Here is an 18,488-nt window from a genome sequence, read left to right as displayed (position 1 = left end):
TCCGATCGGGTGTTAACGCCCGCGGGCGCGCGATCGATCTTGTCCAGTTGCTCCATTCATTCGGGGGGAGCACATGTTTCATCGGAGGGAACCGCACATGTCTCAGCCAGGTCAGCCGCATCATGCCCAGTGGCAGCCCCAACCCGGCGGCTATCCGCAGCAGAGCGGTTACGGGTACCCGCAGCCGCCGCAGAAGAAGAAGGTGTGGCCGTGGGTCCTCGGCGCGGTCCTGCTCGTGCTGTTCCTGATCGTCGGCGGGTGCGTCGCGTTCGTCGGTGTCGTCGCGAACGAGATCGACAAGGAGTCCAAACGCGAGGTCACGGTGTCCTACGAGGCGGGCGGCACCGGCACCGCGTCGATCACCTACGCGGGCAAGGGCCTCGACCTCGGGCAGGAATCCGAGGCGGCGCTGCCGTGGTCGAAGGACATCGAGCTCGACGGGCTGGTCAAGTTCGTCTCGCTGAACGTGCGCGCGGGCAGTGACGGGGGCGAGGTGACGTGCAAGATCACCGCGAACGGCAAGATCATCGCGCAGGATCAGGCCAGTGGCCCGTTCGCCGTCGCCAGCTGCTCGGGTGACGCGGGAATCACCGGGTAGATCCGTATCATCGGCTACATGTCGGCAATCCCACTGCGTCTCGCTGCCCTTCTCGCGCTGACCGCCCTCGCGGCCACGGCCTGCGGCTCGTCCGAGGACGAACCCACCGACGACTCCGCCACCCCGATGGGACACACCTACATCTCCACCGAGGTCGTCGGTGACCAGATCCCCGGCGGCGGGCCGATGACGCTCGGTTTCGCCGACGGCCGGATCTCGGCCGACTCCGGCTGCAACGGCGCCAGCGGCGCGGTCGACCTCAGCGATCACGTGCTGAGCGTGTCCGGTCTGGCGGGCACCCTGATGGCCTGTCCCGGCGACCGCGCACGCGCCGACGCCTGGCAGAACTCGTTCCTGGAATCCGGGCCGACCTGGCGCCTCGACGGCGACCGGCTGACGCTGACCGGGGAGACCGTCACCGTGCACCTCACCGACAAGAAGATCGTCACCCCCGATCGACCGCTGCTCGGCACCACCTGGATCGTCACCACGCTACTCACCCCGGACGCGCAGATCCGCTCGACCGTGCTCGACGAGGTGAGCCCGAACCTGACCATCGGCGAGGGCGGCACCGTCAACGGCATGGCGGGCTGCAACCGGATCACCGGTACCGCGGGCGTCGGCCCCGGCGACGCGGTGAACTTCGCCGTCGCGACCACCAGGATGATGTGCGCGCCCGACGTGATGGAGGTCGAGCAGAACGTGCTCACCGCCCTGGACGGCCGCACCACCGCCACCGTCGACGCCGACACCCTCACCCTGCGCAACGACAACGGCCACGGCCTGGTCCTGCGCGCGCAGTAGGCACGACACGCGAAGGGCCGGAAACCTTGTCACGGTTTCCGGCCCTTCGTTCGTGCGTTACCCGATCAGGGCAGTGGTCCACCCGCGGCTATCGCCGAGAGGGTGGCGAACTCGTCACCCTTGAGCGACGCGCCGCCGACCAGTGCGCCGTCGACATCGGTCTGGCCGACCAGCTCGCCGACGTTCTTGGCGTTGACCGACCCGCCGTAGAGCACGCGCACGCCCGCGGCGACCTCCGGGGAGGCCAGCTGCGCCAGCTCCGCCCGGATCGCGCCGCACACTTCCTGCGCGTCGGCCGCCGAGGCGACCTTGCCGGTGCCGATGGCCCAGACCGGCTCGTAGGCGATGACGACCTTCGAGATCTCCTCGGCCGAAAGACCCTTCAGCGAACCGCGCAGCTGCTCGAGGTTGTACTCGACGTGCGTGCCCGCCTCGCGGACGCCGAGACCCTCACCGATGCAGACGATCGGGGTGATCTCGTACTTCAGCGCCTGCTTGGCCTTGGCCAGCACGGTCGCGTCGTCCTCGTTGTGGTACTGCCGACGCTCCGAGTGCCCGACCACCACGTAGGTGCAGCCCAGCTTGGCCAGCATCGGCGCGCTGATCTCGCCGGTGTAGGCACCGGAGTCGTTCGCCGAGACGTCCTGCGCACCGTAGGTGAGCAGGAGCTTGTCGCCTTCGACGAGCGACTGCACGCTGCGCAGGTCGGTGAACGGCGGGATGACCGCCACGTCGACCTTCGCGAAGTACTTCTCCGGCAGCGCGAACGCCACCTTCTGCACCAGCGCGATGGCCTCGAGGTGGTTGAGGTTCATCTTCCAGTTGCCCGCGATGAGCGGCTTACGTGCTGCCATCGCTCAGCCCTCCAGCACCGAAATACCGGGCAGCTCTTTGCCTTCCAGGTATTCCAGGGACGCGCCACCACCGGTGGAGATGTGCGAGAAGCCGTCGTCGGGCAGGCCGAGGGTGCGCACGGCCGCGGCCGAGTCACCACCGCCGACGACCGTGAACGCACCCTTGCCGGTGGCGGTCACGATGGCCTCGGCGACACCACGGGTGCCCGCGGCGAACTTCTCGAACTCGAACACACCCATCGGGCCGTTCCAGAACACCGTCTTGGCCTCGGTCAGCAGCGCGGCGAACCGCGAGACCGACTCCGGGCCGATGTCGAGACCGAGCCAGCCGTCGGGGATCTCGGTGGCGGCGACGGTCTTGGTGTCCGCGTCGGCGGCGAACTTGTCGGCCACCACGATGTCGACCGGCAGGTGCAGCACGTCGCCGTAGCGCTCGAGCAGATCCTTGCAGGTGTCGATCATCTCTTCCTGCAGCAGCGAGGCGCCCACCGGAAGTCCCTGCGCGGCAAGGAAGGTGAAGCACATGCCGCCGCCGATCACCAGGGTGTCGACCTTGGGGGCCAGCGCCTCGATGACAGCGAGCTTGTCGGAGACCTTCGAACCACCGAGCACCACCGCGTACGGGCGGGCCGGGTCCTTGGTGAGCTTCTGCAGCACCTCGACCTCGGCGGCGACCAGCGTGCCCGCGTAGTGCGGCAGCACCTGGGCGACGTCGTAGACCGAGGCCTGCTTGCGGTGCACCACACCGAAGCCGTCGGAGACGAACGCGCCGTCGTCACCGACCAGCTCGACGTAGGCCGCGGCCAGCTTCGCCCGCTCGGCGTCGTCCTTGCTGGTCTCGCGCGCGTCGAAACGCACGTTCTCGAGCAGCAGGACGTCACCGTCGGTGAGGCCCTCCGAGCGCGAGAGCGCGTCGTAGCCGACCACGTCACCGGCGAGCTGGACATTGCGGCCCAGCAGCTCGGCCAGCTTCACCGCGACGGGAGCCAGCGAGTACTTGGCATCCGGCTCGCCCTTGGGGCGGCCGAGGTGGGCCAGCACGACGACCTTGGCGCCGGCCTCGACCAGCGCGGAGATGGTCGGCACCGAGGCGATGATCCGGCCCGGATCGGTGATCTGGCCGTTGTCGTCGAGGGGGACGTTCAGGTCGGAGCGCACGAGTACGCCCCGACCTTCGACACCCTCGGCCAGGAGATCCTGGAGTGTCTTGACCGTCATGCGATCAGAGCGACTTGCCGACGAGGCCGATGAGGTCGGCCAGGCGGTTGGAGTAGCCCCACTCGTTGTCGTACCAGGACACGACCTTGACCTCGTTGCCGATGACCTTGGTCAGCGGCGCGTCGTAGATCGAGGAGTGCGGGTCGGTGACGATGTCGCTGGAGACGATCGGGTCCTCGTTGTACTTGAGGATGCCCTTGAGCGGACCATCGGCGGCGGCCTTGAGCGCGGCGTTGATCTCCTCGACGGTGGCCGCCTTCTTCAGGGTGGCGGTCAGGTCGGTGACCGAGCCCGTCGGGACCGGCACGCGCAGGGCGTAGCCGTCGAGCTTGCCCTGCAGCTCCGGCAGGACCAGGCCGATGGCCTTGGCCGCACCGGTGCCGGTGGGCACGATGTTCAGGGCCGCGGCACGGGCGCGACGCAGATCCTTGTGCGGCGCGTCCTGCAGGTTCTGGTCCTGGGTGTACGCGTGGATGGTGGTCATCAGACCCTGCTCGATGCCGAAGGCGTCGTTGAGCACCTTCGCGATCGGGCCGAGGCAGTTCGTGGTGCACGAGGCGTTGGAGATGATGTTCTGGCTGCCGTCGTACTTGTCGTCGTTGACGCCCATCACGATGGTGATGTCCTCGCCGGAGGCCGGCGCGGAGATGATGACCTTCTTGGCGCCCGCGGCCAGGTGACCCTTGGCCTTGGCGGCATCGGTGAAGATGCCGGTGGACTCCACCACGACGTCGACGCCCAGATCGGCCCACGGCAGGGCCGAGGGGCCCTCCTTGATGGCGAGTGCCTTGATGCGCTGCTCGCCCACGACGATGACATCACCGTCGACCGAGACCTCCTGCGGCAGCCGACCCAGGATGGAGTCGTACTTCAGCAGCGTGGCGAGGGTGTTGATGTCGGTGAGGTCGTTGACCGCGACGATCTCGATATCGGTCTTGCCGACAGCCTTCAGCGCCTCCACCGCACGGAAGAAGTTACGTCCGATACGACCGAAGCCGTTGATACCTACCCGGACAGTCACGTTATCGCTCCTCAGCTTTCAAGCGGATTCATTCCGACCGTAACCACAGTAGTAGCCGTGCCAACCCCACCGACACCCCACCTGCGGTTTGTGAGTTCCCGGCGCTCCACCACCTGGAATGCACAAAAGGATAAGGGGCAGAGCGATCGCACATGACCGCTCTGCCCCTTATGTCGGATTCACCACACGACCGCTAAGCGTCGTCGAGGAGTTCGGCCGTCACCGCGGACTCGGTGTCCGGAATGCCGAGGTCCTTGGCGCGCCGGTCGGCCATCGACAGCAACCGGCGGATCCGCCCGGCCACAGCGTCTTTGGTCATCGGCGGTTCGGCCAGCTGGCCCAGTTCCTCGAGTGAGGCCTGGCGGTGCTGCACGCGCAGCCTGCCCGCCGCGGCGAGATGGTCGGGAACGTCGTCGGCGAGGATCTCCAGCGCCCGCTCCACCCTGGCCGCCGCGGCGACCGCCGCGCGGGCCGAGCGGCGCAGGTTGGCGTCGTCGAAATTGGCCAGCCGGTTGGCGGTGGCCCGCACCTCGCGGCGCATCCGCCGTTCCTCCCAGGTGAGCCTGGTGTCCTGGGCGCCCATCCTGGTGAGCAGCGCGCCGATCGCCTCGCCGTCACGGACCACGACCCGGTCGGTGCCACGCACCTCGCGTGCCTTGGCCGTGATGCCGAGCCGCCGGGCCGCGCCGACCAGCGCCAGCGCCGCCTCGGGACCGGGGCAGCTCACCTCGAGCGCCGAGGACCGCCCCGGCTCGGTGAGCGAGCCGTGCGCGAGAAACGCGCCACGCCAGGCCGCTTCGGCGTCACCGATGCTGCCGCCGACCACCTGGGCGGGCAGGCCGCGCACCGGGCGTCCGCGCACATCGAGCAAACCGGTCTGGCGCGCCAGCGCCTCGCCTTCCTTCGACACGCGCACCACATAGCGGGAGGTCTTGCGCAACCCACCCGCGCCGAGCACGTGCACGTCGGAGCCGTAGCCGTAGAGCTCGAAGATCTCCCGGCGCAGTCGCCGGGCGATGGAGCCCATGTCCACCTCGGCCTCGACGATCACCCTGCCTCCGACGATGTGCAGGCCACCCGCGAACCGCAGCAGGGCCGACAGCTCCGCCTTGCGCGAGCTGACCTGCGACACCACCAGCCTGCTCAGTTCGTCCTTCACCTCGGCTGTCATCGCCACGAGACGCGCTCCTTTCCCACCGACCCGGAACGCACATCAGATCTCGTGTGCCGTCCCTCGACTCGAAGCCCTGCCAGTTGCGACCGCGGCGACCGGATCAGCTGATCCAGTGCGGCGGCTAGTTTTCCGGGATGATGCCGATCCGTTCCCGGCTCGGCGACATCGCAGAACGTTACCCGTGCGCGCAACTGTTCGGCGGCTCTTGCCACATGTTCCCGTTGCCGCCCCTCGGGCACCGACGCCGAGTCGACGAGTACCTCGTCGACCGCGAAATCCGGTGCGTGCTGGGACAATACATGCAGATGACGCTCCGCGGAGAACCCGGCCGTCTCGCCCGGCTCCGCGGCCAGATTCAACACCAGCACCTTGCGCGCCGCGGTGCGCACCAGCGCCTCGTGCAGTCCCGGCACCAACACGTGCGGGATGACGCTGGTGAACCACGAACCAGGGCCCAGCACAACCACATCCGCGTGCTCGATGGCCGAGATCGCCTCGGGGCTGGCGGGCGGATCGGACGGAATCAGCCGCACCCGCCGGACCTTACCCGGCGTGGTCGCCACCGCAACCTGACCGCGCACGCGCCGGCCGATCCGCGGATCCGATTCCAGGCCCGACACTTCGGCCTCGATGTCGAGCGGGATCGGCGACATCGGCAGCACCCGGCCGGTGATCCGCAGCAGCCTGCCCACCTCGTCGAGCGCGGCCACCGGGTCACCGAGCACATCGGTGAGCCCGGCCAGGATCAGATTGCCCACCGAGTGCCCGGCCAGCGCGCCGGTGCCACCGAAGCGGTGCTGCACCGTCGTGGTCCACACGCCGTCGGCGTCCTCGGACAGCGCGGCCAGCGCCATCCGGAGATCGCCCGGCGGGAGCATGCCCAGTTCGCCGCGCAGCCTGCCGGAGGATCCGCCGTCGTCGGCGACGGTGACCACCGCGGTGATCCGCTCGGTCACCCGGCGCACCGCGCTCAGCGTGGCGTAGAGCCCGTGTCCACCGCCGAGCGCGACGACGGCCGGGCCGGTTGGGGAGCCACTCATTCGCGCCCCAGATCCCGGTGCACGACGCGGACGACGTCCACCGCCGCGTGCCCGGTGTCGCCGCCGATGCGTTCACCGAGTGCCTCGGCGATCGCGACGCTGCGATGTTTGCCGCCGGTGCACCCCACTGCCACCGTCATGTATCGCTTCCCCTCTTGCCGGTATCCGGTCGTGGTCAGGTCGACCAGGTGCTTGCCGGTCTGCAGGTAGTCCTGCGCACCCTGCCTCGACAACACGTAGTCGCTGACCACCGATTCCTGTCCCGTGTGTTCCCGCAATTCCGGAATCCAATGCGGATTGGGCAGAAATCGCACGTCCAACACCATGTCGGCGTCGAGGGGAACACCGTACTTGAAGCCGAACGACTGCACGGTCAGTTGCAGTGCCGCTGGCGCGCCAGCGCCGTAGGCCTCCTCCAGTTTGCGGTGCAACTGGTGGATCGACAGCTCGGTGGTGTCGATGACCAGATCGGCCGCCGCCTTCACCGAGCCGAGCCTGACCCGCTCGGCGGTCAGGCCTGCCGAGAGGGTGCCGTCGGGGCTGTCGCTCTGCAGCGGATGCCTGCGCCGGGCGAAGCCGAACCGCCGGATCAGCACATCGTCGGAGGCCTCGAGGAACAGCACCCGCGTGCGGATGCCCGCCGAACGCAGCTGCTCGGTGACGCCGGACAGGTCACCGGTGAAGAACCGGCTCCGCACGTCCATCACCAGCGCGAGCCGCCGGATCGGTGGTCGCGCCGCGGCGCCGAGTTCGATCATCCGCCCGATCAGCTCGGGTGGCAGGTTGTCGGTGACGTACCAGCCGAGGTCCTCGAGTACGCGCGCGGCGGTACCGCGGCCCGCACCGGACAGGCCGGTGACGATGACCACTTCCAGTGGTTGCTGTGTCTCGGTGACCGGCCCGGACTCACCGGGTGCCGCCCCCGCATTGTTGTTCGATTCGACGCGTGTCATGTCCTACCGGATCCGTTTCTGGGTGCCTTTCGATCATCCCGCACCGGTTCGGGTATCGGGCGCAGACACACAACGTACGGCACTCGCAATGTTGCGTCCTGCGATCCCGGTCCCACTCCCCCGTTACGAACTGTTCAGCGCTGCCAGCACCGCTTTCGCCGTGGAGACGCCGATGCCGGGCACGGAGGTGATCTCGTCGACCGTGGCCTCCTTGATCCGGGCGACCGAACCGAAGTGCGTGACCAGCGCGGTTCGCCTCGCCTCGCCGAGCCCGCGCACCGAGTCCAGCGCCGATGCCGTCATCCGGCGCGAGCGCTTGGAGCGGTGGAAGGTGATGGCGAAGCGGTGTGCCTCGTCACGCACGCGTTGCAGCAGGTAGAGCGCCTCGCTGTTGCGCGGCATGATCACCGGGTCGGGCTCGCCGGGAACCCACACCTCTTCCAGGCGCTTGGCAAGGCCGATCACCGCGACATCGGTGATGCCGAGTTCGTCGAGCACCTCCGCGGCGGCGGCGACCTGTGGCGCGCCACCGTCGACGACGTAGAGATTCGGTGGATAGGCGAAGCGGCGCGGTCTGCCGGTGGTCGGGTCGATGCCGGGGCGCGAGGCGGGCTCGTCGGCCTCGTCCGGTTCGAGGTCGACGGCCTGCTCGCGGTCGCGGGCCAGCCGGGCGAAGCGGCGGCGCGTCACCTCGGCGATGCTGCCGACGTCGTCGGAGCGGCCGTCGCCCGCGGCCTCCTTGATCGTGTAGTGGCGATAGTCGGATTTCTTGGCCAGTCCGTCTTCGAACACCACCAGCGAGGCGACCACATCGGTGCCCTGCACGTGGCTGATGTCGACGCATTCGATCCGCAGCGGCGCGCTGTCGAGCTCCAGTGCGTCCTGAATGTCCTGCAGCGCTTGCGATCTGGAGGTGAGGTCACCGGCGCGCTTGAGTTTGTGCTGGGCCAGCGACTCCATCGCGTTGCGCTGTACCGTCTCCGCCAGGGCCTTCTTGTCGCCGCGCTGGGGCACCCGCAGCGACACCGCGGAGCCACGCAGCCTGCTCAGCCAGTCCTGGATCTCGACGGCGTCGGCGGGCAGTTCGGGGACGAGCACCTCGCGCGGGACGACGACCACGTCGCTGTCGGCGTTCTGGTCGGCCAGCGCGGCCTGCTCGCCGTAGAACTGGGTGAGGAACTGTTCGACGAGCGCGGCGAGCGCGGTGCCGGACTCGGCGACATCGAGCGCGTCACCGGACTTGTCGACCACCCAGCCGCGCTGACCGCGCACCCGGCCGTCGCGGACGTGGAAGATCTGGACGGCGGCCTCGAGCTCGTCGGTGGCGAAGGCGATCACATCGGCGTCGGTGCCGCTGCCGAGGACCACCGCCTGCTTCTCCAGCGCGCGGCGCAGGGCCTGCACGTCGTCGCGCAGGCGGGCGGCGGTCTCGAAGTCGAGGTCCTCGGCGGCCTGGTGCATGCGCCGTTCCAGGGCCCGCACCATCTTGTCGGTCTTGCCGGAGAGGAAGTCGCAGAAGTCGTCGACGATCTGGCGGTGCTCGCCCGCGGTGACCCTGCCCACGCACGGGGCCGAGCACTTGTCGATGTAGCCGAGCAGGCAGGGACGCCCGATCTGGTTGTGCCGCTTGAAGACTCCGTTGGAGCAGGTGCGCGCGGGGAAGACCCGCAGCAGCAGGTCGAGGGTCTCGCGGATGGCCCAGGCGTGGGCGTAGGGCCCGAAGTAGCGCACGCCCTTCTTGCGGGCGCCGCGGTAGACGAACAGGCGCGGGTACTGCTCGTTCAGCGTCACCGCCAGCACCGGATAGGTCTTGTCGTCGCGGTAGCGGACGTTGAACCGCGGATCGAATTCCTTGATCCAGTTGTATTCGAGCTGTAGCGCCTCGACCTCGGTGGAGACCACCGTCCACTCGACACTGGCCGCCGTGGTCACCATCTGCCTGGTCCGCGGGTGCAGCGAGTACACGTCGGCGAAGTAGGAGTTCAGTCTGCTGCGCAGACTCTTGGCCTTGCCGACGTAGACGACCCGGCCGTAGGAGTCCCGGAATTTGTACACACCGGGTTCGACGGGAATGGTGCCCGGCGCGGGCCGGTAGGTCGCGGGATCTGCCACCCATCCAGCCTAGCGAGCGCCTCCGACAGCCTCGCCCGAACCGAGCCGCGTGACCGCCGCGCGCCCCTGTGTACCGTGAGTATCCGGATTCCGTGCCGGAAAGGACGTCCGATGACCAGCGCCTCCATCCTCCCGCCCCACCCCGATCAGGACGACGACGATGACGTCACCGCGCCCTGGGTCGCACCCGGTCCCGTGCGCGGCGCCCGGATCATCGCCGTGGGCGGGGCCGCTGTCGGCGTCGTCATCCTCGGCACCGCGCTCACGATGAGTCAGCCGCATTCGGTCGGTCTCATGGTGGCGGGTTACCTGCCCACCTTCGTACTCGTCCCGCTGGCGCTGCTGTTCTTCCGCCGCGGCGAGCGGTTGCGGCTGGCCACCATCGCCGTCGCACTGCTGGGCGCCGTCGTGTCGATCAGCGGTCTGTTCACCAAGTTGCCGCCCGGTCTGGTCGGCGTCGTCGCCCAGGGCGCGATCGTGGCCCTGCTCCTGCGCCCCTCCGCGAAACGCTGGTTCGCCGAAGCTCCCTGACCCGGCGCACCGAGGTCGGCACCGCGCTCAGGCCGAGGTCGAGATCCCGTGCACGGCCAGCGCGTCGACGAGGGCGCGTGGACGCTGCGTGGTCGGCAGCGGCTCGACCAGGGCGAAGCGGGCGCCGAGTTCGGTCGCGCCGCCGTCGGCTTCGGCGCTGTCGCCGACCATGAGCACCCGTGCGGGATCGACGCCGAGGCGATCGGTGGCGTCGCGGAAGATCGCGGCATCGGGTTTGATCGCGCCGACCTCGAAGGACAGGGTCATCGCGCCGATCAGGCCGTCCCAGCCGTTGCCGGCGAAGGCGGGACGGATGTCGAAGGCGATATTGCTCACGACGCCGATCGGAATACCCTGGGCGGCCAGTGATTTCAGCACCGTTCCGGTATCGGGTACGGGGTCCAGGCCAACGGGTCGATCAGGCGGTCGTAGAGACGCGCGGCCTGTGCGTCGGGAACACCGGAGCCGCGCAGCACCTCGAGGTAGGCGTGCCGGTGCAGCGCCGGGTCGAGATCGCGGTTGTCCCAGGCGTGCTGGCCCGCGGCGTCGAAGGTCATGAACTGTTCGACCGGCGCCGTCATCCGGCGCAGCACTTCGGCTTTGGCCGCCACGTCGAACGGTGTGCCGTCGTCGCCGACGAGTTCGTCGGCCCAGGTCCGGTCGTCCTCGAGCCGGAAGACCGTGCCGGAGAAGTCGAACAACACCGCGTCGATACCCATTTCGCCAGAGTAACGACTTCGGCGGCGAGCGGCCGGAAAAGACGGCCGGGCCGGCGTCGGCGACGCTAGGCTGCCAGGATGACGCCAAGGCGACGGACGTGGATCGGGGCCACGACGGCCGCAGTGCTCACGCTGGGGGTACTGACGGGCTGCTCGACCGATGACAGGACCAACGCGGAGTGCACCAGCACTCCCAACGGCACCCCGGTGACCGCGGCGGCGCCCACCGCCGACGGTGCGCCCACCACGCAGAATCTCAGCACCAATCCCGAGATCGCCTCCGGGTACCGGACCGACATGACCGCCGTGCGCACCAGCACCTACGCGGTGTCGACGGCCAATCCGATCGCCACCGAGGCCGCCTGCCGGGTGCTGCGCGCCGGCGGCACGGCAGCCGACGCGCTGGTCACCGCGCAGGCGGTGCTCGGCCTGGTCGAACCGCAGGCCTCCGGAATCGGCGGCGGCGCCTTCCTGCTGCACTACGACGCGAAGTCGCGCACGGTCGAGGCCTACGACGGCCGCGAGACCGCGCCCGCCGCAGCGACCGAGAACTACCTGCGCTGGGTCAGCGACACCGATCGCACCGAACCGGTGCCCGACGCTCGCGCCAGCGGCCGCTCGATCGGCGTGCCCGGCGTGGTGCGGATGCTCGAGCTCGCCCACCGCGAGCACGGCATGACCGCGTGGCGGGAACTGTTCGATCCCGCGATCGGCCTGGCCGACAGCGGTTTCGAGATCAGCCCGCGGCTGGCAGGCCAGATCGCCGAGTCGGCCAAGGACCTCGCCGCCGACGAGGGCGCGCGCGGCTATTTCCTCGAGGCCGACGGCTCGCCCAAGAAGTCCGGCACGGTGCTCACCAACCCGGCGCTGTCCAAGACGCTGTCCACCATCGCCACCGACGGCGCGCAGGCGCTCTACACCGGCGCCCTCGCCCAGGACATCGTCGAGGCGGCGGGCAGCACGGCGGGCGGGCGCACCCCCAGCCTGCTGACCGCCACCGATCTGGCCGACTACGAAGCCGTCAAGCGCACCGCGCTGTGCACGGGTTACCGCAAGTTCGAGCTGTGCGGCATGCCCGCGCCGTCCTCGGGCGGCAGCACCGTCGCCGCGACCCTGGGCATCCTGGCCAACTTCGATCTCGCCGCGCTCGGACCGCAGGACGTCGACCGCAATGGCGGCAGGCCCCAGGCCCAGGCCGTGCACCTGATCTCCGAGGCGGAGCGCCTCGCCTACGCCGACCGCGACAAGTACGTCGCCGACCCGGATTTCGTTCCGCTGCCGGGCAATTCGGCGCTGTCGCTGGTACACCCGCAGTATCTGAAGGAACGTTCGACGCTGATCGACCCGCAGCGCAGCATGGGCACCGCCGAACCCGGCAACCTCGGCCCGATCCCGCTGGGCACCGGCCCGCAGCCGCCCGAGCACGGCACCAGCCACATCTCGGTGGTCGACAAGTACGGCAATGCCGCCGCGATGACCACCACGGTCGAATCGGCGTTCGGATCGTTCCACTTCGTCAACGGGTTCCTGCTGAACAATCAGCTCACCGACTTCGCGGCCGAGCCGGTGGACGAGGATGGCATCCCGGTCGCCAACCGCCTGGAGCCGGGCAAGCGCCCGCGCAGCTCGATGGCCCCGACCCTGGTGTTCGACCGTGATGACAGCGGCAACCGCGGCGACCTCGCCCTGGTGACGGGCTCGCCCGGCGGCTCGGTGATCATCCAGTTCGTCGTGAAAACCCTGATCGGCGCGCTGGATTGGGGTCTGGACCCGCAGCAGGCGGTGTCCGGGGTGTCCTTCGGCGCGGCCAATACGCCTGTCACCGGGGTCGGTGGGGAGCATCCCGCGATCGACGCCGCCGACAACGGTGACAACGATCCCCTGGTCCAGCAGCTGCGGACCATGGGCCACGAGGTCTCGGTGGCGCCGCAGGCCAGCGGGCTCAGCGCGTTGCGGCGCGACGACAAGGACGGCTGGATCGGCGGGGCGGATCCCCGGCGGGAGGGTGCGGTCCTCGGCGACACCCGCTGAGTCGTCCCCGCGGGTCAGCCGGTGCGCCCGAGCAGCCGACGGTAGCTCGGCTTCGTCGACGTGGTCCCGCGGGTCAGCGGGTGCGCCGGGCCGCCCAGACGGTGCGTTCGGTCCGCAGGGCGAGGTCGTCGCGGCGCAGGATGCTGTGCGGGCTGTCGGGGTCGAGGAGACGGTCGAGGGCGGCGAGGTCCTCGGCGGCGATCGTGTCGGCGACGCTGTGGCGTACGCGTCGCAGCGCCGTGAGTGCGTAGCGGCCGATCGCCGGATTGCCCGCGCCCGCCAGGTCGACGGCGAAGGTCCGTGTTCCTTCGACGGTGAATCCGGCCGCGGTCAGCATCGGGCCCCAGTCGGCACCCCGGTGGGGCACGTGCTCGGCGTGGAAGTGCGCGCTCGCGGCATGACACCGCTCCTCGAGGCCGGGACGGTCGGCCGGAGCGGTCGCGGGCAGGAATCGCGGCAGCCCGGCCAGCTCGACGACGGCGAACAGGCCGCCCGGCTCGAGCGCGTCGTGCACCTTGCGCAGGGCGCGCGCGGGATCGGCCAGGTGGTGCATCGAGGCCGAGGCCCAGACCAGGTCGGGGGTGCCGAGGTCGGGCCAGTCGGCGGCGTCGAGGTCGGCGGTGAGGGTGTGCACCCGTTCGAGTACCCCGGTGGCGCAGGCCTTGTCGCGGAGTCGGCGAAGGTGGTCGACGGAGGAGTCGACCGCGAGGACGTGCGCATCGGGGAATTGCGCGAGCAGGGTGAAGGTGCCCGCGCCCGTGCCGCTGCCCAGGTCGACGATCTCGTGCGGCGCCGTCCGGACGGGTAACCACGCGGCGATGGCGGTGGCGTACTCGGCCAGGACTTCCGCGTCCAAGTCGAGGATCTCGGCCTGGGTTTCGGCCGCCGCGGCCGGGTGATGGGTGGGCGAGTGTGTGTGGGCCATGGTCACCACGTTAGGCCGTCATGCGTCGATGGCAATCCATCTTCCGGAATTGGCAAGGAGACGGCCGTCGACGCTGCTACATGCGCAAATACGCGGGCATCGGCGTGCGCAGACCTCGCCTCACTCGCCCTCGTCGTCGCGCTGATGCCCCCGCCGGGCGTCACGATCGAAGATGCCGAGGATCTCGCACGGACCTCCTTCGGCGCCGATCGCGTGCGGCAACATCGTCGGGAACTCGGCGGCCTGGTTGGTCTCGATCCGGAAGCGCCGGTGACCGAGCATGAGGATCGCGGTGCCCGACAGCACGACCAACCACTCCCGGCCGGGATGCGCGCGCATCCGGGCGGGGTTGTCCGGCGGCGGTTCGGTCATCCGCTGACGCACGACGCTCAGCCCCGGCTCACCCTTGATGGACCAGCGCATCAACCCGTGCGCGGCGTCGATCATCGGGCTGCTCACGACATCGTCGGCCGCGGTCTCCACCAGCTGATCCAGCGTGGTGTCCAGAGCACGAGCCAGGGTGACCAGCTGATCGAGCGCGAGCCGCCGCTGACCGTTCTCGATCCGCGAGAGCGTGGACTGACTGAGATGCGCGCGGGCGGCCAGCTCCTCCAGCGAATACCCCTGCGCCACCCGCAGCGCGCGGATGCGCTTGCGCACCAGGCTGTCCAACCCGTCATCTTCTTGCTCCATAGGCAAGAGTGTATGCCTCTGATGCAAGAGGTCGATACGGTCGCCACCATGAACACCGACCTACCCGCACACTCGATCCCCGCCGACGACGGCGACGGCACACCGGATGCCGGTCAGCTGCGCGCCATCCTGATCGCGGTCTCGCTCGCGCTGATGGCCGTGATCGCCTCGGTGTCCGGGCAGTGATACCTCGACCTTCCCCGAGGACCAGCGCGGCAAGGCGATCGGGGTCTGGACCGGTGTCGCCGGTGGCGGTGGCATCCTCGGGATGTTCCTGTCCGCACTGCTGGTCGACATCGCCGACTGGCGCTGGTTGTTCGCCCTGCCCGTGGTGCTGGTCGTCGCGGCCGCGATCACCGCACAGCTCGCCGTGCCCAACTCCCGCGAACGATCCCGCCACCCCTTCGACACCGCCGGTGCGCTGACCTCCGTCGTCGCCGTGGTCGGTCTCATCTTCGTGCTGCAGGAAGCACCCGAACGCGGCTGGACCGCGCCCGAGACACTGATCAGCCTGGTCGTCGGCCTCGCCGCCACCGCCGGATTCGTGGTCGTGGAACTGCGCCGCCGCGAGGCCGCGCTGCTCGATGTCCGGCTCTTCGGTGCGCGTGGCCTGGCCGGTGGTTCGCTCACCCTGCTGGTGGTCTTCGGTGTGCAGGCCGGGATCGCCGTGGTCCTGTTCCCGTTCCTGCAGGCCGTGCTCGGCTGGTCGGGTCTGCTGGCCACGCTGGCGCTGATGCCGATGGCCGTGGCCATGATGACGGCCTCCGGGCTGGCGCCCGTACTGGCCGAGCGCACCGGAATCCGTGCCACCATGGCGCTCGGCATCGCCGTGGGCGGCCTCGGCCTGGCCCAGCTGGCATGGTTCGCCTCGGTCGAGGGCGGCTATCTGTCGATTCTTCCCGGCATCGTCGCCATGGGCCTCGGGATGGGCCTGGCGATGACCCCGTCGACCCAGGTGATCACCGGCGCGCTGCCGCGGGAACAGCAGGGCGTCGCCTCGGCACTCAACGACGTCACCCGCGAGTTCGGCACCGCGCTCGGCGTCGCCCTCCTCGGCGCGCTCGTGGCCACCGGCTATCGCAGCGCCATCGACAGCGAGCTCGACGGCATCGCCCCGGACACCGCGGCGACCGCGCGCGAGGGCATCGCCAATGCCGTCGCCGTCGCCGATCGCGCGGGCGAACACCAGCTGGTCGAGGTGGCGCGGCAGGCCTTCATCGACGGCTGGCAGCAGGCGATGTGGGTAGGCGTCGGCATCATGGGCGCGCTGTTCGTCTACATCCTGGCCGTCGGCCCGAACAACACCGTCGCCGGTTCGGCCCGGAACGCCGAGGCACCCGAGCCCGTCGCGGCGCGCTGACCGTGCCCGACCCGGATCGATCAGTCCTGATCGGTGTAGTGGGCGCCCAGTTCGCGCAGTCGATCCATCGCGTCGGCGGCATGGATCTTGTCGTTGGAGCGGATCGCCAGCATGGGGACGTAGTCGTCGTCGGCGAGTTCCAGGCGGGCCCACGACTTGCGGTCGGGGAAGGCGGCACCGCGGACGTAGTCCCACGGGTACAGCTGCTCGCCGAGGATGTTGCGGACCGCGACGCCCGCCGCGCCGACCCGGACCCGAGGACGGGTCAGCATCAGCACCGCGCCCGCGCCGATCACGCCGATCAGGATCATCGCGACCTGGTCGGCGAACCGGAAGTTCACCCCGGTCGACCCGGTGCGCAGCAGCACCCCGCCCGCGGTGAAGAAGACGACGATGACGATCGCGACAACCACAGCGGTCCGGATCGCGCGCCGCGGCCGCACCTCGAGGTCCCACGCCGACCCGGGCTCGGGCGAGGGCGCATCGCGTCGCCAGGTCCGTACCACCGGCACGGTCACGCCGATCGCAGCGCGCGCAGGGTGAGCGCGGCATCGAGGGCGGCGGCGCAGGCCTGCTCGCCCTTGTCCTCGGCCGAGCCGGGCAGGCCGGCGCGATCGCGGGCCTGGTCCTCGGTGTTCGTGGTGAGCACACCATTGGTGACCGGGGTGGCCGCGTCCAGCGACACCCGGGTCAACCCGGCGGTCACCGCGTCACAGACGTACTCGAAATGCGGTGTGCCACCACGGATCACGACGCCGAGCGCGACAACAGCGTCATGGGTGCGGGCCAGCTCCTGGGCCACCACCGGCAGCTCCATCGCCCCGGCGCAACGCACCACGGTCACGTGCTCGACACCCGCTTCCTTGGCCACTCGCTCGGCATTGGCCACGAGGGTGTCGCAGATCTCGGTGTGCCAGCGGGAGGCGACGATGCCGAGTTTGACGTCCTTGGCCTGCGCCAAAGCGAAGGTGGGGACACCGGTGCCGCTCATCGTTGCCGCCTTTCAGGAATGTGCGTGCTGATCACTGCGCGGTCTCGCCCAGATCCAGATCGTCGAGGCCGACCAGGTCGTGGCCCATCCGGTCCCGCTTGGTGCGCAGGTAGTGCAGGTTCTCGGCATTGGCGCGCAGCGGCATCGGCACCCGCTCGGTGATGCCGAGCCCGTACCCGTCGAGGCCGACGCGCTTGGCCGGATTGTTGGTGAGCAGGCGCATCGACCGGATGCCGAGATCGACCAGGATCTGCGCGCCGGTGCCGTAGTCGCGGGCATCGGCAGGCAGGCCGAGATCGAGATTGGCGTCGACGGTGTCGCGGCCGGTGTCCTGCAGCTGGTAGGCCTGCAGCTTGTGTATCAGGCCGATGCCACGGCCCTCGTGCCCGCGCATGTAGAGCACCACCCCGCGGCCCTCGGCGTCGACCATCTCGAGCGCCGCGTCCAGCTGCGGGCCGCAGTCGCAGCGCAGCGAGCCGAAGACGTCACCGGTGAGGCATTCGGAGTGCACGCGCACCAGCACGTCCTCGCCGTCGCCGATGTCGCCGCGCACCAGCGCCACGTGCTCGGCCTCGTCGAAGATGCTCTGGTAGCCCACGGCCTTGAAATCGCCGTGCGCGGTGGGGATCCTGGCCTCGGCCACCCGCACCACGTGCTTCTCGTGCTTGCGCCGCCAGGCGATCATGTCGGCGATCGAGATCATCGCCAGATCGTGCTCGTCGGCGAAGACCCGCAGCTCGTCGGTGCGGGCCATGTGCCCGTCGTCCTTCTGGCTGACGATCTCGCAGATCACGCCCGCGGGACGCAGCCCGGCCATCCTGGCCAGGTCCACCGCGGCCTCGGTGTGGCCCGGCCGGCGCAGCACGCCGCCGTCCTTGGCGCGCAGCGGCACCACGTGACCGGGACGGGTGAAGTCGTCGGCCTTGGTCTCGCCACTGGCCAGCAGGCGCATGGTGACGGCCCGGTCCGCGCCGGAGATACCGGTGGTGATGCCCTCGCGGGCGTCGACCGAGACGGTGTAGGCGGTGCCGTGCTTGTCCTGATTGTTCGCGTAGGCGGGCGGCAGGCCGAGCCGGTCGCAGTCATCGGCGGTGAGCGGCACGCAGATGTAGCCGGAGGTGTAGCGGATCATGAACGCGACCAGCTCCGGCGTGGCCTTCTCGGCCGCGAAGATGAGATCGCCCTCGTTCTCCCGGTCCTCGTCGTCGATGACGACAACAGCCTTACCGGCCGCGATATCGGCGACCGCGCGCTCGATGCTGTCCAACCTGGTCACGTCTGCTTGCTCCGTAATTTTGGCGGCTGGCGCCGCGGGTTTCTCGGCCCTGGAGGCCTCGATTCTTCCCTCCCGGCGGGTACTCCTTCGTCGCACCCTCTGGTCAGTCCAGAATCGAGGCGGCCGAGAAACTGCCCTGGGATGGCAATGGCTACTACATTACGGCGTGCAATACCGGGGTTCGGTGA

Annotated in this window: 17 protein-coding genes and 2 pseudogenes; 6 read left to right on the top strand and 13 right to left on the bottom strand. The window is 69.6% G+C overall.

Features of this window, described 5'->3' with window-relative positions:
* Positions 1 to 97 precede the first annotated feature (97 nt).
* Together ACFVVM_RS02440 and ACFVVM_RS02435 are read left to right on the top strand one after the other, a co-directional pair.
* Positions 98 to 598, top strand: a complete 501-nt coding sequence (locus ACFVVM_RS02440) for an MmpS family transport accessory protein (protein WP_387612219.1) — start codon at positions 98 to 100, stop codon at positions 596 to 598.
* Positions 599 to 616: 18 nt separating this feature from the next.
* Complete coding sequence (locus tag ACFVVM_RS02435) at positions 617 to 1,402, top strand: META domain-containing protein (RefSeq protein WP_387612217.1); 786 nt, start codon at positions 617 to 619, stop codon at positions 1,400 to 1,402.
* A 65-nt stretch (positions 1,403 to 1,467) separates the two neighbouring features.
* On the opposite strand, the gene tpiA is transcribed toward ACFVVM_RS02435, so the two are convergent.
* The 7 genes from tpiA to uvrC form a co-directional block, all read right to left on the bottom strand.
* Positions 1,468 to 2,256 carry a triose-phosphate isomerase gene (gene tpiA, locus ACFVVM_RS02430; protein WP_387612215.1) on the bottom strand — a complete coding sequence of 263 codons (789 nt, stop codon included), beginning with the start codon at positions 2,254 to 2,256 and terminating at the stop codon, positions 1,468 to 1,470.
* Positions 2,257 to 2,259: 3 nt separating this feature from the next.
* Positions 2,260 to 3,474 (bottom strand): phosphoglycerate kinase, encoded by a 1,215-nt coding sequence (locus ACFVVM_RS02425; RefSeq protein ID WP_387612213.1) that lies wholly within the window; start codon positions 3,472 to 3,474, stop codon positions 2,260 to 2,262.
* A 4-nt stretch (positions 3,475 to 3,478) separates the two neighbouring features.
* On the bottom strand, positions 3,479 to 4,495 hold the full coding sequence (gene gap, locus ACFVVM_RS02420; protein ID WP_387612212.1) for a type I glyceraldehyde-3-phosphate dehydrogenase: 1,017 nt from the start codon (positions 4,493 to 4,495) through the stop codon (positions 3,479 to 3,481).
* 193 nt (positions 4,496 to 4,688) lie between these two features.
* On the bottom strand, positions 4,689 to 5,672 hold the full coding sequence (gene whiA, locus ACFVVM_RS02415) for a DNA-binding protein WhiA (RefSeq protein WP_019047780.1): 984 nt from the start codon (positions 5,670 to 5,672) through the stop codon (positions 4,689 to 4,691).
* Positions 5,663 to 6,709 (bottom strand): uridine diphosphate-N-acetylglucosamine-binding protein YvcK, encoded by a 1,047-nt coding sequence (yvcK, locus tag ACFVVM_RS02410; protein ID WP_387612210.1) that lies wholly within the window; start codon positions 6,707 to 6,709, stop codon positions 5,663 to 5,665. Before yvcK ends, whiA begins: the two co-directional genes overlap by 10 nt.
* Positions 6,706 to 7,662, bottom strand: a complete 957-nt coding sequence (gene rapZ / locus ACFVVM_RS02405; RefSeq protein ID WP_387612208.1) for an RNase adapter RapZ — start codon at positions 7,660 to 7,662, stop codon at positions 6,706 to 6,708. The genes yvcK and rapZ overlap by 4 nt, the downstream gene beginning before the upstream one ends.
* A gap of 123 nt (positions 7,663 to 7,785) precedes the next feature.
* The gene (gene uvrC, locus ACFVVM_RS02400; RefSeq protein WP_387612206.1) at positions 7,786 to 9,774 is read right to left on the bottom strand and encodes an excinuclease ABC subunit UvrC; all 1,989 of its coding nucleotides are present in this window, start codon (positions 9,772 to 9,774) and stop codon (positions 7,786 to 7,788) included.
* Positions 9,775 to 9,885: 111 nt separating this feature from the next.
* On the opposite strand from uvrC, the gene ACFVVM_RS02395 reads away from it, so the two are divergent.
* Positions 9,886 to 10,305 (top strand): hypothetical protein, encoded by a 420-nt coding sequence (locus ACFVVM_RS02395; protein ID WP_387612204.1) that lies wholly within the window; start codon positions 9,886 to 9,888, stop codon positions 10,303 to 10,305.
* 27 nt (positions 10,306 to 10,332) lie between these two features.
* On the opposite strand, the pseudogene ACFVVM_RS02390 reads toward ACFVVM_RS02395, so the two are convergent.
* Positions 10,333 to 11,024 (bottom strand): annotated as a pseudogene (locus ACFVVM_RS02390) (HAD family hydrolase).
* A 78-nt stretch (positions 11,025 to 11,102) separates the two neighbouring features.
* On the opposite strand from ACFVVM_RS02390, the gene ACFVVM_RS02385 reads away from it, so the two are divergent.
* Entirely contained in the window at positions 11,103 to 13,055 is a 1,953-nt protein-coding gene (locus ACFVVM_RS02385; protein WP_387612202.1) for a gamma-glutamyltransferase family protein, read from the top strand.
* 73 nt (positions 13,056 to 13,128) lie between these two features.
* Here ACFVVM_RS02385 and ACFVVM_RS02380 read toward each other — a convergent pair whose 3' ends face one another.
* On the bottom strand, positions 13,129 to 13,980 hold the full coding sequence (locus ACFVVM_RS02380; RefSeq protein ID WP_387612200.1) for a class I SAM-dependent methyltransferase: 852 nt from the start codon (positions 13,978 to 13,980) through the stop codon (positions 13,129 to 13,131).
* A gap of 120 nt (positions 13,981 to 14,100) precedes the next feature.
* The gene (locus ACFVVM_RS02375; protein ID WP_387612198.1) at positions 14,101 to 14,673 is read right to left on the bottom strand and encodes a helix-turn-helix domain-containing protein; all 573 of its coding nucleotides are present in this window, start codon (positions 14,671 to 14,673) and stop codon (positions 14,101 to 14,103) included.
* Between the two features lie 48 nt (positions 14,674 to 14,721).
* Between ACFVVM_RS02375 and ACFVVM_RS02370 the strand changes: the two genes are divergently transcribed.
* Together ACFVVM_RS02370 and ACFVVM_RS02365 are read left to right on the top strand one after the other, a co-directional pair.
* Complete coding sequence (locus tag ACFVVM_RS02370; RefSeq protein ID WP_387612197.1) at positions 14,722 to 14,859, top strand: hypothetical protein; 138 nt, start codon at positions 14,722 to 14,724, stop codon at positions 14,857 to 14,859.
* A 19-nt stretch (positions 14,860 to 14,878) separates the two neighbouring features.
* Positions 14,879 to 16,033 (top strand): annotated as a pseudogene (locus tag ACFVVM_RS02365) (MFS transporter); the annotation flags it as partial.
* A 20-nt stretch (positions 16,034 to 16,053) separates the two neighbouring features.
* Here ACFVVM_RS02365 and ACFVVM_RS02360 read toward each other — a convergent pair.
* The 3 genes from ACFVVM_RS02360 to ACFVVM_RS02350 are packed head-to-tail and all read right to left on the bottom strand — an operon-like array spanning position 16,054 to position 18,300.
* On the bottom strand, positions 16,054 to 16,545 hold the full coding sequence (locus ACFVVM_RS02360; protein ID WP_387616713.1) for a PH domain-containing protein: 492 nt from the start codon (positions 16,543 to 16,545) through the stop codon (positions 16,054 to 16,056).
* 2 nt (positions 16,546 to 16,547) lie between these two features.
* A complete protein-coding gene (gene ribH, locus ACFVVM_RS02355; protein WP_387612195.1) occupies positions 16,548 to 17,024 on the bottom strand; it encodes a 6,7-dimethyl-8-ribityllumazine synthase in 477 nt (158 codons plus the stop codon).
* A gap of 31 nt (positions 17,025 to 17,055) precedes the next feature.
* Positions 17,056 to 18,300: a bifunctional 3,4-dihydroxy-2-butanone-4-phosphate synthase/GTP cyclohydrolase II gene (locus tag ACFVVM_RS02350; protein WP_387612193.1), complete on the bottom strand. Its 1,245-nt coding sequence runs from the start codon at positions 18,298 to 18,300 to the stop codon at positions 17,056 to 17,058.
* Between the last annotated feature and the right edge of the window lie 188 nt (positions 18,301 to 18,488).

It is taken from the genome of Nocardia sp. NPDC058176, assembly GCF_042883805.1.
GTDB lineage: Bacteria > Actinomycetota > Actinomycetes > Mycobacteriales > Mycobacteriaceae > Nocardia.
The sequence above is the reverse complement of the archived record's forward strand: the minus strand, read 5'-3'. Positions and strand labels throughout refer to the sequence as shown.